The organism is Micromonospora sp. NPDC005413 (genome assembly GCF_040606435.1).
Lineage (GTDB): Bacteria > Actinomycetota > Actinomycetes > Mycobacteriales > Micromonosporaceae > Micromonospora.
In genome coordinates, this window is the sequence record NZ_JBEXEV010000012.1 from 110,827 (window position 1) to 125,588 (window position 14,762).

A 14,762-nucleotide genomic window follows, 5' to 3' on the forward strand; every position below is an offset into this window, starting at 1 on the left:
CGGGGACGGGCCGCGCCGACGCCGCCGATAATCCTCGGAAGACGCGGCGGGAGGCCGGGCATGACCACCGAGGGCTCCGCGGCGCTGGTACGCCGGCCGGACGGGTCTACCCGGGCCACGCTGCTGGAGTTGCTCTTCGACGTGGTCTTCGTGGCCGCCCTGGCACTGATCTCGACGCTGCTGAGCGAAAATCTCTCCTGGTCCGGCGGCGCCAAGGTGCTGCTGATGCTGACGGCCATCTGGTGGACCTGGTCGGTCACCGCGACCACGACGGAGTTCTACGACCCGCAGCAGCGCCCCATCCAGGCCATCCTGATGGTCGCCATGGTCGGGTCGGTGGGGATGGCGGCATCGCTGCCGATGGTCACCATCGGGCACGCGATGATCTTCGTCGTCGCGTACGTCGGCACGCACGTGATTCGCGGCATCATCCTGGTCACCATCCTGTACCGGCAGGGGCACCGGGCAGCCATCAAGCGGGCCACCCGGTTCCTGTTCTGGTTCGTGGTGTCGGGCATCTTCTGGGTCGCCGGCGCGATGTCCGACACTCCGAGCTGGGGGATCTGGACGATCGCGATCGCGATCGATCTGCTCTCCGCGGCGGCCCGCTACCCGACGCCCTGGCTGGGCCGGGTGCCTGTCGATCAGTACGAGCGGACCACCAGGCACCTCGGCGAGCGGTATCAGCAGTTCGTCATCCTGGCCCTCGGCGACATCATCCTGGTGCCCACCCTCCAGGCCAGCCGGGGCGACCTCGACCTTTTCCGGGTCGCCGCCCTGTTCTGCGCGTTCGCCACCATGCTGCTGCTCTGGCAGATCTACGTCTTCCGGGCCGGCGAGCTACTGGAGGCCGGGGCCAGGGAGGGCCGGCCGACACGGGTGGCTCCCTACACCCATCTGCTGATGCTGGCCGGCGTGGTCGGCACGGCGGCCTCGTTCGACCTGGCCGTCGCCCGGCCGACCGGAACGACGCCGACGCGGTGGCTCATAGTGATCATGGCCGGCCCGGCGCTGTTCGTGATCGGCCGAGTCCTGTTCTCCCTGCTGGTGTCCAAGATCGTGCCGTGGCGGCGAATGATCTGGCTGATCCTGCCGCTGCTGGTGCTGCCGTGGGCCGGCGGCTGGCCGCCGGTGTTGGTAACCGCGATCGTGGCGCTCGGGCTGGCCGGTCACATCCTGGTCCCCGGGGCGACCCGGGAGACCACGCCGGGCCTGCTGATGGGACCACCCGGCGACTGACCCCGACAGTCAGGCGAGGTGTCGACCGGCCCACTCGGCGAGGTCCCGGGCGCACACGTCCACCGAGTCCCGCCAGGTCCGGGCCGCGCCGTCGCCCGCCTCGTCGCTGACCTGCTTGATCAGCCGGCACGGCACACCGGCCTGCGCGGCGGCCCACGCCACCGCATACCCCTCCATGTCGACCAGGTCGGCACGCTGCGCCAACCGGTCCCGCGCCGCGTCGTCGGCCACGAACGTGTCACCGGTGGCCAGCACCGCGCCATCGCTCGCCAGCGACAGCGGAGCCCCGTAGGTCTCGCCGGTGAGCGTGCGCAGCAGGTCGGTGTCCAGGTCGTGCTGGAGCACGGTGGCGACCTCGTGAATGCCGGCCCAGCCGGGGCGCAACGCGCCGGCCGTACCCAGGTTGAGCAGCAGGGAGGGGCGCGGCCCGGCGGCCAGCACCGCGGCCACCGCGCTGGCGGCGTTCACCTTGCCCATGCCGGTGAGCAGGACCGGCAGCTCGGGAGGCAGGTAGCGGGCCTCCTCCCCGACGGCGAGCACCACCAGCGGACGATCGGCGCGGACCGTACCCCGAAGATTCACCGGAGCATCGTACGGGCCCGGCACTCGGCCACCGACGCACCCAGCCATCATTCAGCTCGGACGCATCGCGCGTTCAGCCACGTGCGGCAGGCTGGGCCGGCGAGCGATCGGACGACGGTGGTCCGGGGCCGCCGACGGAGAGGTGACAACGGTGTACGACGGACAGGAGTTTCTCCGCGACAACCGCTGGTGCCTGAGCCGGCGCGGGTTGCTGACCGGGGTGGGCGCCCTCGGCGCCGCCGGGCTGCTGAGCGCCTGCGGCGCCGGCGACAGCCCCACCAGCAGTCAGGCGGCTGCCAAAGCCGGCACCGTGCTGGCCCGCACCGGAGACGTTCCGGTCGGTGGCGGCACGGTCACCGACGGTGTGCTGGTCGTCCAGCCCGAGGCCGGCAGCTTCAAGGCGTACGACGCGACCTGCCCGCACCAGGGCGTCCGGGTCGCCGCACCCCGCGACGGGGTGGTCACCTGCCCCGCGCACAACTCCACCTTCTCGCCCAGCGACGGCTCCCGCCTCGGCGGCCCCGCCACCCGAGGCCTCACCGAAATCCCCGTCACAATCAACGGCGACGAGATCCTCCGCGCCTGACAACCCCGCGGGGCGGGGTCAGTTTTCGGCGAACTGGTACAGGACGAAGTCCTTGTCCGCGCCGCAGGCGATGACCGTGGTGTTCCACGAGCAGGACGCGCTGCGGACGTCCTGGAGCTCGCCCAGGTCGTCGTGCTCGCCGGACTCGGCCCACACCCCGGCCAGTACGCGGTTGTCCGCGACCATGTTGGGCGCCTTGGCGAAGACCAGCAGGTTGCCCGCGTCCAACCGGACCGCCACACCGCCACGGTCCCGCAACACCGGCTTGCCGGCGGCGTCGAAGAGGGTGACGGTGGGCTCCGGGTACTCCCGCTGGGCAAGCAGTTGCTCGCCCAGCGGGACCAGGCCCGTCACGCCCGGCGCGGGCCAATGGCGCGAGTGCTCACCCTCGGTCGCGGCCACCACCTCAGTGTTCTCGACCTTGCTGTTTGGCACCTGCAACAGGCACGCCCGTCGCTCACCGCAGGCCACCAGCTCCTTCGGGCGGTACTCGTCGTTGCCGGACCGGTGGAGAACCACCGGCTCCGCGTCGGAGCCCAGGTCGTACGCCAACAACTGGTACCCGCCCTCGTTGGCGGCCACGTAGAGCCGGTCCTCATGGGCGACCACCAGGTCGTCGAGGTCGGCGACGTTGCCCCACTGGCGCAGTACGGTGCCGGAAGCCATGTCGAGCAGTCGCACCGACCGGTCCGCGCCCACCTGGACGAGTCGCCGCCCCTTGCTGGCCCACGGGTCGCGGGGCGTGCCGTCGAGGAAGGCAGGGCCAGCCGACGCCTCATCGCTGCCCACCGGCCGGACCACGGTGCGGCGGCCGTCGTACTGGTCGCGGGGGTTGGGCTGGGTCCACTCCGTCCCGCCGTCGCTCAGGCGCAGGCCGACCAGCTGGGCGGCGCCCCGGTCCACCAGCACCGCCGTGTCGGCGGCGAAGTAGACGTCGTCGTCACCGCGAATCGGGTGCTGCCAGCGTTGCGTGCCCGTGCGTCCGTCGAGCACGGCCAGCGGACGCAGGGTGCTGTCGCCCGGGGCGTCGGCGACGACCGCGACGGCCCCGGGGATGGCCACCAGCCTCTCCCAGTCGTCGGCTCGCACGTCGGTCGCCTTGCGCCACAGCTCGTCGCCGGTCCTGGTGTCGACGGCGGCCACCTCCAGCCGGCGGTCCGGCAGCGGGTACGCGAGGTAGGCCCGGTCGCCGAGCACCGCCGTCCACATGCTGGCGGGCCGCTCGGCGCCGGCCGGCGGCCGGGACAGCTCGCGCAACGACCGGAACTCCAGATCCGGGTAGCGGTCACGGGTGAGGTAGAGCGTCGCGGCGGTGGCCACGCCGGCCAGGGCCAGCACCGCGCCGAGCACCACCCAGCGGGCCCGCCGCCAACGCGCCCCGCCGACAGCCGGGGTCGGGGTCGGGGTGACGCCGGACCAACCCGGCCCGGGCGGCCCCGCCGGCGGGGTCGATCCGGGCCAGGGCTGTGACGGTACGGTCGGTGCGACTGGTCCGGCCCCGGCCGGTACGGTCGGAGCGACTGGTCCGGCCCAGGCCGGTACGGTCGGAGCGACGGGTCCGGCCCACGCCGGGGCGGTCGGCGCGGGTGGGCTCACGGGAGTCGGTGCGGGCGGGGCGATCGGCGGTCCCGCGTACGCCGGCGCGGGCAGCGGTCGACGTAGCGGCAGGTCGGTCAGGGCGCCCTCGGCCACCGGCAACTCCGGTTGGTCCAGCACCGTCGGGGCGATCCCCAACTCGGCGTGCAGCATCCGGGCCACCAGCGGGATCCGCGACGAGCCGCCGACGAGGAACAGCCCAGCGAGCTGGTCGGGGCTGAGCCCGGCGGCGGCGATCACCTCCCGGGCCCGGTCCACCGCGCGGCGCAGCAACGGTGTGGCCACCCGCTCGACGTCCGCCCGGGTCAGCTGAACCGTCTCGGCCATCCCGGGCACCGCGACCGGCGCCACGGAGGACCGGGACAGCGTCTCCTTGGCACCTCGTACCTCGTCCCAGAGCCGAACCTGGTCGCGGCGCTGCGCCGGATCAGCCGGTCGGATCAGCCGGGCCCACTGCGCGGCGTGCCGCTCACCGACCAACTCGCCGACCCGCTGCACCAGCGCGGCGTCGAGATCCAGGCCGCCCAGGTCGGGCAGACCGCCGTCGGCGACCACGCTGAATCCGGAGTCACCCCACGGGTCGGCACCCTCGTTGCGCAGCACCGCGACGTCGAGCGTCCCGCCACCGAAGTCGAACACCGCGATCGCGCCGCCGACCGGCACCGGCCGGTGCAGCACCTGCGTGTAGTAGCGGGCGGCGGCGACCGGCTCCCGCAGCAGCCGGGTGCCCGGCGGCGTCGGCCCGGCGAGGGTGTGCTCGCCGATCTGCGGCCAGCCCGCCCGCAGCAGCGCGTCGGCGAGGACCTGCCGCCGCGTCGCATCCCAGGCCGCCGGGCAGGTGAGCACCGCCGGGGGCAGGAAGCTGACGGTGTCGACCGCGGCCCGCGCGACCGCCACGAGCAGCGCGGCGAGAAGGTCGGCCGGCAGGTACGAGCGGTCACCGAGCCGTACGGTCGGCTCGTCCACCCGACGCTTCGGGTTCGGCTCGAGCCGGGCCGGGTCCGTCTGCGCCAGCCGTCGGGCGTCCCAACCGGTGTGCAGGGTGCCGTTCGGGTCGGCGTAGACAGCGGAGGGGCTGACCGGTTGACCGTCCATCAGCAGTGGACGGGTCCGCCCGTCCGGCCAGCGCAGCACCGCCACCGTGTTCGACGTACCGAGGTCGACGCCGAGGGCGAAACCCTCGTGCTGGCCTGCCATCTACCCGATACCTCCGCAGCGACGAGGGGAACCCAGCCTCGCATCGTACGCAGGCCGCACCGCCCTGCTGATCACTCGGTCAGGCCACGCTCTCCGACGACCTCACCTTCGCTGGTCTCCCCGGTCGGGCGGAACCCGAGCTTCAGGTAGAACCGCTCCGGACCGCCCGTCCCCTGTTCCCACGTCGTGTACACGCGGTCGTGCCCCCGTCGACGAGCCTCGTCGCAGATGGACTGGACGGCGAAGCGGCCGTACCCCTGGCCCTGGTGCTCGGCGGCGATGTTCAGCCGCCAGAGGCCCGAGCGCAGGTCCTCGGGTCGGTCCGGGTGCCACACGATGTCGAAGAAGCCCATCAGGAAACCGACGATCTCGTCACCCTCGACGATCAGGCGTGGCCAGGCGATCTCGGGCTGCGCGTACGCCTCGGCGAGGGACCAGGCGACCGGAGAGGCGAACTTCTCCTGGTCCGGCCGGACGGTCAGCCGGCACGCGGCTTCCACATTGTCCGGGGTGATCGTCACCAGACTCGGCATGGCGGCCACCCTAACAAGCGCCCTGGCGAGGACGAACGACCGTCATCAGGCTGGAACCTCCGAAACGTCTTCCACCACCAGATGTCGGTGCGACCACCCGACCGCTGATCCCGGCGGTCAGGATCGTTCCCCCGCCGCACGCAGCAGTCGGAGCTGACCGATCTCCGCGACGTTCTTCATCAACTCGGCGTTGACCCAGCCGATCGTGTGCAGGAGCGTGTAGTCGGTCTCACCCTGCCAGGGGAACGACGCGATGCCGTCGAGGTCGGCGTCGGTGCGGCGGTCGAGGAGACGCAGCCATTCGGTGCGCAGGGCCCGCAGCCAGGCCAGGGTCGGCTCGCCCGCGCCTGGCCATGTCACGTCCGCGCGCTGCCGTGGCGTCTGCCCCTGAAGATGATCCATGGCCACGGTCCACCACCAGCCGATGTGCCACGTCAACCAGCCGATCGTCGGGACCGGGATCGGGTCGGGCTCGGTGTCGGCCCAGTCCGGGGTCCAGCTGCCGTCAGAGCTACGCCGGACCGACCAGCAGTGTGCCGACGGCTCCCAGAGAAAGTCTGCGGGTTCGAGTCGCTCAAGGTGATAGTCGAACAGCGACCACGTCAGGTCGAACTGCCAGCGCAGGATGGCGATGCGCGGTACGGACATCCAGGGATTCTGTCGCGGCGCAGCACCACCGTCGACAGAATAATCGCTCGCTCCGGACGGGTCGGGTCCGTCAACCTCCTGGTCGACCGACAGTGGCGGCGTCGACGTCGGGGAAGCGGTCGGAGAGGGCGTAGCGGAGCAGGACCACGTCGCCGATCTGGCGGGCCTCGGCCAGGCGGGCGCGATGACCCGGGTGCCAGGGGAAACGGCCCTCGCCGACGAAGCGGGGCGCCCGGCCGTCACCGACGAAGAACGGGGCGACCACCAGATGCAGCTCGTCGGCGAGGCCGGCAGTGAGGAACTGGGCGTGCACCGTCCCGCCGCCCTCCACCATCAGCCGCCGTACGCCCCGCGCGGCCAGGTCGGTCACCAGCCATCCGGGGTCGACCGGCTCGCCCGCGTCGATCACGGTGGCCAGCCGGCCGATGCGTTCCTGAGTCTTCTCCAGCGCGCCCGTGGCGCAGTAGACGAGCCTGGCCGGGTCGCCAGCGGTGAAGAACCGGGCGGTCGGGTCGAGGTCACCGCGGGCGGTCAGGGTGACCTTGGTGGGCGAGGCGGGTCGGCCACACGCCACCCGCTCGGCCCGGCGGCTCGGCGAGCGCACCAGCAGCCGGGGATCGTCGCGGCGGACGGTGCCGGCACCGACCAGGATCGCGTCGCAGCTGGCCCGGACCGCGTCGACCCGGTCCAGGTCGTCCTCGTTGGACAGCAGCAACCGTTCGTCGGAGGCGTCGTCGATGTACCCGTCGATGGAGGTGGCGCAACTCAGCAGCACGTACGGCCGCGTCGGCGCTGACCGGCAGCTCACCGGGCGGCGGGCCGGTCAGGGGTACGACCCGACAGCGCCTCCGCTGCCTCGGTCTCCGCCGCCTTGGCCGCCTTCGCCGCCAGGTAGTCGGCGTTGGCCGGGGAGAGGAAGACGCTGGTGGGCACCCGTTCGGCGACGTCCACGCCCAGCCGGGTCAACTGCTCGGCCTTGTCCGGATTGCTGCTCAGCAGTCGGATCCGTGGCACGCCCAGCGTGGTCAGCATCTGCGCGGCAGCGGTGTAGTCCCGCTCATCCTCGCCCCGACCCAGCGCGACGTTGGCCTGGTAGGTGTCCAGCCCGGCGTCCTGCAGCGCGTACGCGTCGAGCTTGGCGTACAGGCCGATGCCACGGCCCTCCTGCCGCAGGTAGAGCAGGAACCCACCGGTCTCGGCGATCCGCTGCACCGCCTCGCGCAGCTGCGGCCCGCAGTCGCAGCGTTGGCTGCCGAACACGTCACCGGTCAGACACTCGCTGTGCGGGCGGACCAGCGGGGGTTCGCCTCCGGCGGCGAGCCCGTCCAGTGCGCCCGCCCAGTCGCCGAGGCCGAAGGCGAGGTGCTCCCGACCGTCCACCAGACCCTTGAACGTGAACACCCGGACGGTCGTGTCGTAGCCGTCGGGAAACGCCAGCGGCACCGTGACCTGCGTACGGATCGTGGCGATCGGCAATGCTTCGGGCATGGGACTCCTCTGTCCGGCGCCACCGTCGCGCGGCGGCGCGTACCGTCTCACAACCGACTCAACAATCGCCGCCGGAGGCGGCTTCCCGGGCGGCGACCGGAACCCGGGACCGCCGGGCCAGCAGCACGGCGGCACCGGGCAGGCTGGCCACCAACACCAGTGCACCGTAGACGGTGGCGGTGGCGACACCCTGCGCCGCGCTGAGGCCGGCCGCGCCGAACACCCACGCGGCGACCCCCTCGCGCGGTCCGAAGCCGGCGACGTTCAGTGGCAGGCCCATGGCGAGCAGGGCGAGCAGCGTCAACGGCAGCAGCCGCGACAGTGGGGCGTCCGATCCGGCGGTGCGCGCCGCCACCAGGAAGGTCGCCAGGTGACCGGCGACCATCACGGCGGAGGCGATCAGCACTCCGCACCAGGTGCGCCGGGCCAGTAGCCCGGACCGCACGTCCGCCACGGCGGTACGCAGCGCCTTCGCCCACCGAGAGGGGCCGGCGTTCGGCACGGCCCGTGCCAGCAACACGGTGATCAACCCGCCCGCGACGAGCAGCGCGGCGGCGACCGGCAGGTACGCCCGCACCGGGGACGGGAAGGCCGCGAGCACCACCAGCGCGATACCCAGCAGGACCACCTGCCCGGCGGCACGTTCCCAGATCACCGCGCGGATGCCCCGGCTGACGTCACCGGCGTCCCGGCCGTGGCGTACCGCCCGGTGCACGTCGCCGAGCACCCCGCCGGGCAGTGTGGCGTTGAGGAACACGGCCCGGTAGCAGTGCGCCACGGCGGTCGCCAGTGGCAGCCGCACGCCCAGGCCCCCGGCGACCAGACTCCACCGCCAGGCGGCGCAGACCGTGGTGAGCACTCCGATGAGCAGTGCCGCGGTCAGCGCCGGAGCGTCGATCAGTCGTACTCCGGCGAGGAACGGGCCGCTGCCCACCTGCCACAGCAGGACGGCGAGCAGACCCACCCCGCCGACCACTCGTGCCCAGGCCCAAACCATCGGCGCCGGCCCTCCCCTTGAAGATCGTCCACTTGCCCTAGTCCACGTACCCAGGTCGTGAACGGTTCATCCACCCGCGAGGAGGTCGCGGTGCTCGACCAGCACGGTAAGCCGGCCGGCCGCCGCGTCGGCGAGCCGGCGCTGGGCGTACGCCTGGGCGGGGCCGGCCAGGTCGGGGCGCTGCTCGCAGGCGGCGCCCAGCCAGCCCCGGAACCACTCGGCGGTCAGGTCGGCCTGCTCCGGGCCGAGGCGCCACGGGCTGGGCCGTTCCCGCACGTCGACGCCTCGCCGGGCGAACGCGGCGGTGGTGGCGGCGACGGCGTCCGGGCCGAGCAGTCGCCGGCCGTCGACGGTACGCCGCTGGTGGTCGTTGAACGCGGCCTCGACCGCCCCGTCCAGCGGGTCGGTCGGGATGAGCCGGACCCGCCCGGTCACCGACATCGCGAACAGGGTGGGCCAACCGACGCAGGCGGCCACCACCCGGTCGACCTCCTCGGCGGTGAGCATGTCCAGCAACGCGGACGCGGTGACCAGGGAACCGTCGGCCAGGTCGGCGGCGCTCAGCCGGGTGAGGTCGCCGCACCGGGTGCTCACCGTGACCGCGGCACCGTCGACGGCGGTCACCCCGGCCATGCCCTCGGCGGCTCTGGCCAGCAGGTCGGCGTCGCGGTCGTAGAGCACCCAGTGCTGCGGGCCGGGCAGCCGGGGGGCAAGCCAGCGGCTCATCGAGCCGGTGCCGCTGCCCAGGTCGTGGATCACCGTCGGATGCTCGCCGGTCAGCCGGGGGCGGACGGCGTTCAGCAGGTCCTCGTCACGGGCCGCCGCGTCGGCCGGCTCGCGCAGCCGCAGCCAGTCGGCGAACGGCAGGGTCTCCTCGACGGTCATTCCGCCACCTCCTCGAGCACGGCGGCCAGCAGCGCGGTGGTCGCCGGCCAGTCGGTCAGGGTGTCGCGCCGGGCGAGCGCCGCACGTCGCAGCCGGGCCCGCAACTCGGCGTCGCCCAACCACCAGCTCAGCGCGCCGGCCAAGGCCGCCGGGTCGTCCGGCGGGACCAGCAGCCCCGGCAAATCACCATCGGGGGCACGCCCCAGCGCCTCCGGTAGGCCGCCCACCTCGGTGCCCAGCACCGGCAGGCCGCGGGCCAGCGCCTCGGTGACGACCATGCCGTACGTTTCGCCTCGCGACGGCAGCACGAGCAGGTCGGCGGCGGCGTACGCGGCGTCCAACGCCTCCCCGGTCAACGGGCCGGCGAGCCGCACCCGGTCGGCGAGGCCCGCGCCCGCGAGCAGCTCCCGCAACCGGTGGACGAGATCCGGCTCCCGGGTCAGCGTGCCCGCGCAGACCAGCGTCCAGGGCACCCCGGCCAGGGCGGACAGGGCGTCGACCAGCACGTCGTGGCCTTTGTGGCGGGTGACCGCGGCCACGCAGAGCAGCCGGCCACCGGCGGCCGAGCCGGGGGGCACCGGCAGCGCGGGCGTCACCCCCGGCGGCGCGACCCGCACCCGGTCGGCGGCCAGCGGGTAGCGGAGCAGCAGACGGCGGCGGGCCCACTCACTGGTGGCGACGACGGCCCGCGCGGTGGCCAGCGCCCGGGACTCGGCCTCGTCGTCCAGCGGCATGTGCACCAGGACGACCAGGCGCAGCCGGCGGGCGTGCGGGGCGAGCAGGTCCGGCACGGTCGAGGCGATCAGACCGTCGAGCAGCACCACGGCGTCGTCCGGCGCGGCGGCCAGCAGCGCGGCCAACTCCGCCCGGTCGGCCCGGCCGGGGTGCGGCCACGCCCCGGGCACCGCGTGCTCGTGCACCAACCAGCCGCACTCGCCGAGCCCCGCGCAGATCCGCCGGTCATAGGTGTTGCCGCCGCTGGGCGCGGCCGGGTCGTCGATGTCGCCGGGCAGGACGACGTGCACCGCACGGCGGTGCTGCCCGAGGACCGGGGCGACGCCGGGCGCGCCCGGCCGGTCGAGCGGCGCCGACCGGCCCGCGTCGATCACAGCGACCGTTCGTAGCTGGCCCACGCGACGTGCGACTCGTGCAGGGTGACGGTGATGCCGGCCAGCTCGCGCGCCCCGGCTCCCAGCTCACCGGCGTGCACCCGCTCGGCCAGCCGGTCGGCGACCGTACGGGCCAGCACCTCGGTGGTGGTGTTCACCCCGGCGAAGGCGGGCTCGTCGTCGAGGTTGCGATAGGACAGCTCACCGACCACGGCCCGCAACTGCTCGGTGGCCAGGCCGATGTCGACCACGATGCCGTCGGCGTCCAGGTCGGCACGACGGAACGTCGCGTCCACCACGAACGTCGCGCCGTGCAGGCGCTGCGCCGGGCCGAACACCTCGCCCCGGAAACTGTGGGCGATCATCATGTGATCCCGAACGGTCACGCTGAACACGGTCACTCCCCGTCGTCGTAGGTGATGAGGTGGCAGAGCGCGGGCAGGTCACCCGTGCTCAGTCGGGCGAGCACGTCGGGCAGCTCGGCGAAGCGGGACGCGCCGGTGATCAGCGCGTCGAAGGCGGGGTCGTCGAGCAGGTCCAGGGCGAGCGCCAGCCGGTCGGTGTAACTGCGCCGCCCCCGCCGGGCGGGTGCGACCATGCCGACCTGGCTGCTGCGTACGGTCAGTCGTCGCGAGTGGAAGGCCCCGCCCAGCGACACCTGCACCGGGCGGTCGCCGTACCAGCTCAGCTCGATGACCGTGCCCTCCGGCGCGAGCAGGTCCACCGAGCGTTGCAGGCCGGCGCCGGTGGCGCTGGCGTGCACGACCAGGTCCCGGTCGCCGGTCGCCTCGCCCGGTTGGGCGAACTGGACACCGAGCGCCCCGGCCACCCCGGCCCGGCGGACGTCGGTGTCGATCAGCTCCACGTCCACGCCCGGGAACCGGGCGAGCAGCGCCGCGACGCAGCAGCCCACCATGCCCGCGCCGACCACGCTCACCCGGTCGCCGACCAGCGGTGCCGCGTCCCAGAGCGCGTTCACCGCGGTCTCCACCGTGCCGGCCAGCACCGCGCGGGCGGGCGGCACCCCGTCCGGCACGGGCACCACGGCGGTGGCCGGCACGACGTACGCGCTCTGGTGCGGGTGCAGGCAGAACACTGTCCGCCCGAGCAGCGCCGGCGGGCCCTGCTCGACGACGCCGACGCTGAGGTAGCCGTACTTCACCGGGCCGGGAAAGTCACCCTCCTGAAACGGCGCGCGCATCGCGGCGTACTGGTCGGGGGGCACCCGGCCGGCGAAGACCAGCGTCTCGGTGCCCCGGCTGACCCCCGAGTAACAGGCTCGGACCAGCACGTCGTCCGGGCCCGGGGCGGGCAGCGACACCGCCCGGATCTCCGCCACGCCGGGCTCACGCACCCAGCAGGCGTACGCCTCACGGATCACCGTCGCACACCTCACCTTTGCTCCCGGCCGAACCGAACAGCCACGTTCCCCATGTTCCCGTCAGGGCCGTCGATCATAAACACGGAGCTGCGGTGTCCACAGTTCGAAGTGGCCTGCTGATCGAGTCGAGGTGTTACGTCGACGTGCCAGTTCCGACCGTGGTCATGCCCGCGGGGTACGAACAGCCGCGCAGCCACGACGTCCTTGCGGCTGGCCAGCCAGGCTGGCTCCCGCTGAGGTCCCCGACTACCCCTTGTCGGAGGCGGCGGGGCGGGCCCGGACGTGCAGCCTCTCCCCCTGCGGCCCGAAGAGGACAAGCGCCTCGGCGGTGCCGGGGCCAGGGTTGAGGATCCGGTGCGGGATCCGGGTGTCGAACTCGGCCACCTCGCCCGAAATCAGCGTCAGGTCGTTCTCGCCGAGCAACAGGCGCAGCCGGCCGGAGAGCACGTAGAGCCACTCGTAGCCCTCGTGGGTCTGCTGCGTTCGGTCCCCGGTGGGCGCGTCCGGCGGGAAGATCAGTTTGAACGCCTGCAGGCCCCCCGGTCGGCGGGTCAGCGGCAGAAACGTGATGCCGTGCATGACGATCGGTTTGGAGCGTACCCGTGGGTCGCCGGTGGCTGGCGCGTCCACCAGCTCGTCCAGTTGCACCTGGTAGGCCCGGGCCAGCGGGAGCAGCAGCTCCAGCGTGGGTTTGCGAGTGCCGGATTCCAGGCGGGACAGGGTGCTCACCGAGATGCCGGTCAGGTCGGCGAGCTGGGTGAGCGTGGTTCCTCGCTGGTGGCGCAGGGCGCGCAGCCGGGGGCCGACGGCCGCCAGCGCGGCAGTGTCCTCGTTTGCCATAACGGCAAGGATAGTTGCCACTTGGTCGGGGACGGCGGATGGTGGGCTCAGTCGACAAATACAGGGAGATACCGGTGGACGAGACATACGACGTGGTGGTGGTGGGCGGCGGCGCCGCGGGGCTCAGCGGAGCCCTGGCGCTGACCCGGGCCCGACGGTCCGTGCTGGTGATCGACTCCGGTGAGCCCCGCAACGCGCCGGCCGACCAGGTGCACAACTACCTGGGCCGGGAGGGGACGCCGCCGGGCGAGCTGGTCGCGGCCGGGCGGGCAGAGGTTGCCGGGTACGGCGGGCAGTTCCGCACCGGACGGGTGGGGGCCGCGACCCGCGACGACGACGGTTTCCGGCTCAGCCTCGACGACGGAGGTTCGGTGCGGGCCCGTCGGCTGCTGGTGGCCACCGGGCTGACCGACGAGCTGCCCGACGTGCCCGGGCTGGCACAGCGGTGGGGCCGCGACGTGCTGCACTGCCCGTACTGCCACGGCTGGGAGGTCCGGGACCGTCGGATCGGCGTGCTGGCCACCGGGCCGCTGGCCGTGCACCAGGCCGAGATGTGGCGACAGTGGAGCTCCGACGTGCTGCTCCTGCTGCACGACGCCCCCGCACCGGACGAGGAGGCCGCCGAGCGGCTCGCCGCCCGGGGCATCGCCGTGGTGCCGGGTCCGGTCGCCGCGGTGGAGGTGACCGGGGACGCGCTGACCGGCGTACGGCTGGCCGATGGCCGGGTGGTGGCGCTGGACGCGGTCGTGGTGGCGACGCGCTTGACTCCCCGCGCCGACCTGCTGGTGGGGCTGGGTCTGGCCCCGGAGGAGGTGATGATGGGTGAGCACGTGATCGGTGCCCAGATCCCGGCCGACGCCACCGGGGCGACAACCGTCCCGGGTGTCTGGGTGGCCGGCAATGTCGCCGACCTGCGTGGCCAGGTCATCACGTCCGCCGCTGCCGGCCTCAACGCCGGGGCGGCGATCAACGCCGATCTCATCGCCGAGGAGACCCGTGACGCGGTGGCCGCGTACCGGCAGTTGGTGGCCACGACGTTCGAGGAGCCGGCGTGGGAGGAGCGTTATCAGTCCCGGCCGGCGGTGTGGAGTGGGCGGCCGAACCCGCAGTTGGTCGCCGAGGTCGCGGACCTGGCCCCGGGGCGCGCGCTGGACGTGGGTAGCGGCGAGGGCGCCGACGCGGTGTGGCTGGCCGAGCGCGGTTGGCGGGTGACGGCGGTGGACATCTCCGCCACCGCACTGGGCCGGGCCTCCGAGCACGCCGACGCCGCTGGCGTCGGCGACCGGATCGAGTTCACGCACGCCGACCTGCGCGACAAGCCGCCCGCCGAGGAGACGTACGACCTGGTGTCCGCGCAGTTCATGCATCTACCCCCGGTGCAGCGGCGGGAGTTGTTCGCCCGGTTGGCCGCGGCGGTGGCACCGGGCGGTGTCCTGCTGATCGTCGGGCACCACCCGTCGGATCTGTGGACGTCGGCGCGCCGGATGCACATGCCGGACATGATGTACACCGCCGAGGACGTCGCCGCCGCCCTGGACCCGTCGCGCTGGGAGGTGCTGGCCGCCGAGGCCCGCCCCCGCCCGGCCACCGACCCGAACGGCCAGGACATCACCCTCCACGACGCGGTCCTCCTGGCTCGCCGCCGTTAGTCGGCAACCCGCGTCGATCATGAAGTGGTGGT

At 73.4% G+C, this 14,762-nt stretch carries 15 protein-coding genes; 3 read left to right on the forward strand and 12 right to left on the reverse strand.

Annotated elements, in window-relative coordinates; all coding sequences use genetic code 11:
- The first annotated feature begins 60 nt into the window (after positions 1-60).
- Positions 61-1,239 carry a low temperature requirement protein A gene (locus ABZS37_RS16060; RefSeq protein ID WP_355169563.1) on the forward strand — a complete coding sequence of 393 codons (1,179 nt, stop codon included), beginning with the start codon at positions 61-63 and terminating at the stop codon, positions 1,237-1,239.
- Between the two features lie 9 nt (positions 1,240-1,248).
- On the opposite strand, the gene ABZS37_RS16065 is transcribed toward ABZS37_RS16060, so the two are convergent.
- Positions 1,249-1,821, reverse strand: a complete 573-nt coding sequence (locus tag ABZS37_RS16065) for a nucleosidase (protein WP_355169565.1) — start codon at positions 1,819-1,821, stop codon at positions 1,249-1,251.
- Positions 1,822-1,972: 151 nt separating this feature from the next.
- Here ABZS37_RS16065 and ABZS37_RS16070 point away from each other — a divergent pair, with 151 nt between their 5' ends.
- Positions 1,973-2,407, forward strand: coding sequence for a Rieske 2Fe-2S domain-containing protein (locus ABZS37_RS16070; RefSeq protein WP_355169567.1), 435 nt, complete (start codon positions 1,973-1,975; stop codon positions 2,405-2,407).
- Positions 2,408-2,425: 18 nt separating this feature from the next.
- Here ABZS37_RS16070 and ABZS37_RS16075 read toward each other — a convergent pair whose 3' ends face one another.
- From ABZS37_RS16075 to ABZS37_RS16125, 11 genes are all read right to left on the reverse strand, one after another.
- A complete protein-coding gene (locus ABZS37_RS16075; protein ID WP_355169569.1) occupies positions 2,426-5,200 on the reverse strand; it encodes an Hsp70 family protein in 2,775 nt (924 codons plus the stop codon).
- A gap of 71 nt (positions 5,201-5,271) precedes the next feature.
- Positions 5,272-5,733: a GNAT family N-acetyltransferase gene (locus ABZS37_RS16080; RefSeq protein WP_355169571.1), complete on the reverse strand. Its 462-nt coding sequence runs from the start codon at positions 5,731-5,733 to the stop codon at positions 5,272-5,274.
- 117 nt (positions 5,734-5,850) lie between these two features.
- Complete coding sequence (locus ABZS37_RS16085) at positions 5,851-6,381, reverse strand: DinB family protein (RefSeq protein WP_355169573.1); 531 nt, start codon at positions 6,379-6,381, stop codon at positions 5,851-5,853.
- A 70-nt stretch (positions 6,382-6,451) separates the two neighbouring features.
- Entirely contained in the window at positions 6,452-7,189 is a 738-nt protein-coding gene (locus ABZS37_RS16090) for a dihydrofolate reductase family protein (RefSeq protein ID WP_355169575.1), read from the reverse strand.
- A complete protein-coding gene (gene ribA / locus ABZS37_RS16095) occupies positions 7,186-7,869 on the reverse strand; it encodes a GTP cyclohydrolase II (protein ID WP_355169577.1) in 684 nt (227 codons plus the stop codon). Before ribA ends, ABZS37_RS16090 begins: the two co-directional genes overlap by 4 nt.
- A gap of 58 nt (positions 7,870-7,927) precedes the next feature.
- Positions 7,928-8,866 carry a lysylphosphatidylglycerol synthase transmembrane domain-containing protein gene (locus ABZS37_RS16100; RefSeq protein ID WP_355169579.1) on the reverse strand — a complete coding sequence of 313 codons (939 nt, stop codon included), beginning with the start codon at positions 8,864-8,866 and terminating at the stop codon, positions 7,928-7,930.
- A 66-nt stretch (positions 8,867-8,932) separates the two neighbouring features.
- The gene (locus ABZS37_RS16105; RefSeq protein ID WP_355169581.1) at positions 8,933-9,751 is read right to left on the reverse strand and encodes a class I SAM-dependent methyltransferase; all 819 of its coding nucleotides are present in this window, start codon (positions 9,749-9,751) and stop codon (positions 8,933-8,935) included.
- Positions 9,748-10,776, reverse strand: a complete 1,029-nt coding sequence (locus tag ABZS37_RS16110; protein ID WP_355169661.1) for a glycosyltransferase family 4 protein — start codon at positions 10,774-10,776, stop codon at positions 9,748-9,750. Before ABZS37_RS16110 ends, ABZS37_RS16105 begins: the two co-directional genes overlap by 4 nt.
- 80 nt (positions 10,777-10,856) lie before the next feature.
- Complete coding sequence (locus ABZS37_RS16115) at positions 10,857-11,255, reverse strand: 6-carboxytetrahydropterin synthase (protein WP_354994333.1); 399 nt, start codon at positions 11,253-11,255, stop codon at positions 10,857-10,859.
- Positions 11,256-11,257: 2 nt separating this feature from the next.
- Entirely contained in the window at positions 11,258-12,241 is a 984-nt protein-coding gene (locus tag ABZS37_RS16120) for a zinc-binding alcohol dehydrogenase (RefSeq protein WP_355169583.1), read from the reverse strand.
- A 246-nt stretch (positions 12,242-12,487) separates the two neighbouring features.
- Positions 12,488-13,081 carry a helix-turn-helix domain-containing protein gene (locus ABZS37_RS16125; RefSeq protein ID WP_355169585.1) on the reverse strand — a complete coding sequence of 198 codons (594 nt, stop codon included), beginning with the start codon at positions 13,079-13,081 and terminating at the stop codon, positions 12,488-12,490.
- Between the two features lie 74 nt (positions 13,082-13,155).
- On the opposite strand from ABZS37_RS16125, the gene ABZS37_RS16130 reads away from it, so the two are divergent.
- On the forward strand, positions 13,156-14,730 hold the full coding sequence (locus ABZS37_RS16130) for a bifunctional NAD(P)/FAD-dependent oxidoreductase/class I SAM-dependent methyltransferase (RefSeq protein WP_355169587.1): 1,575 nt from the start codon (positions 13,156-13,158) through the stop codon (positions 14,728-14,730).
- Positions 14,731-14,762: the final 32 nt, after the last annotated feature.

What these genes read in the sequence shown, in the direction of transcription:
- ABZS37_RS16060 (WP_355169563.1), top strand. Translation starts at nt 61, where the DNA reads ATGACCACCGAGGGCTCCGCGGCGCTGGTACGCCGGCCGGACGGGTCT.
- ABZS37_RS16075 (WP_355169569.1), bottom strand. Translation starts at nt 5,200, where the DNA reads ATGGCAGGCCAGCACGAGGGTTTCGCCCTCGGCGTCGACCTCGGTACG.
- ABZS37_RS16080 (WP_355169571.1), bottom strand. Translation starts at nt 5,733, where the DNA reads ATGCCGAGTCTGGTGACGATCACCCCGGACAATGTGGAAGCCGCGTGC.
- ABZS37_RS16085 (WP_355169573.1), bottom strand. Translation starts at nt 6,381, where the DNA reads ATGTCCGTACCGCGCATCGCCATCCTGCGCTGGCAGTTCGACCTGACG.
- ribA (WP_355169577.1), bottom strand. Translation starts at nt 7,869, where the DNA reads ATGCCCGAAGCATTGCCGATCGCCACGATCCGTACGCAGGTCACGGTG.
- ABZS37_RS16100 (WP_355169579.1), bottom strand. Translation starts at nt 8,866, where the DNA reads ATGGTTTGGGCCTGGGCACGAGTGGTCGGCGGGGTGGGTCTGCTCGCC.
- ABZS37_RS16105 (WP_355169581.1), bottom strand. Translation starts at nt 9,751, where the DNA reads ATGACCGTCGAGGAGACCCTGCCGTTCGCCGACTGGCTGCGGCTGCGC.
- ABZS37_RS16125 (WP_355169585.1), bottom strand. Translation starts at nt 13,081, where the DNA reads ATGGCAAACGAGGACACTGCCGCGCTGGCGGCCGTCGGCCCCCGGCTG.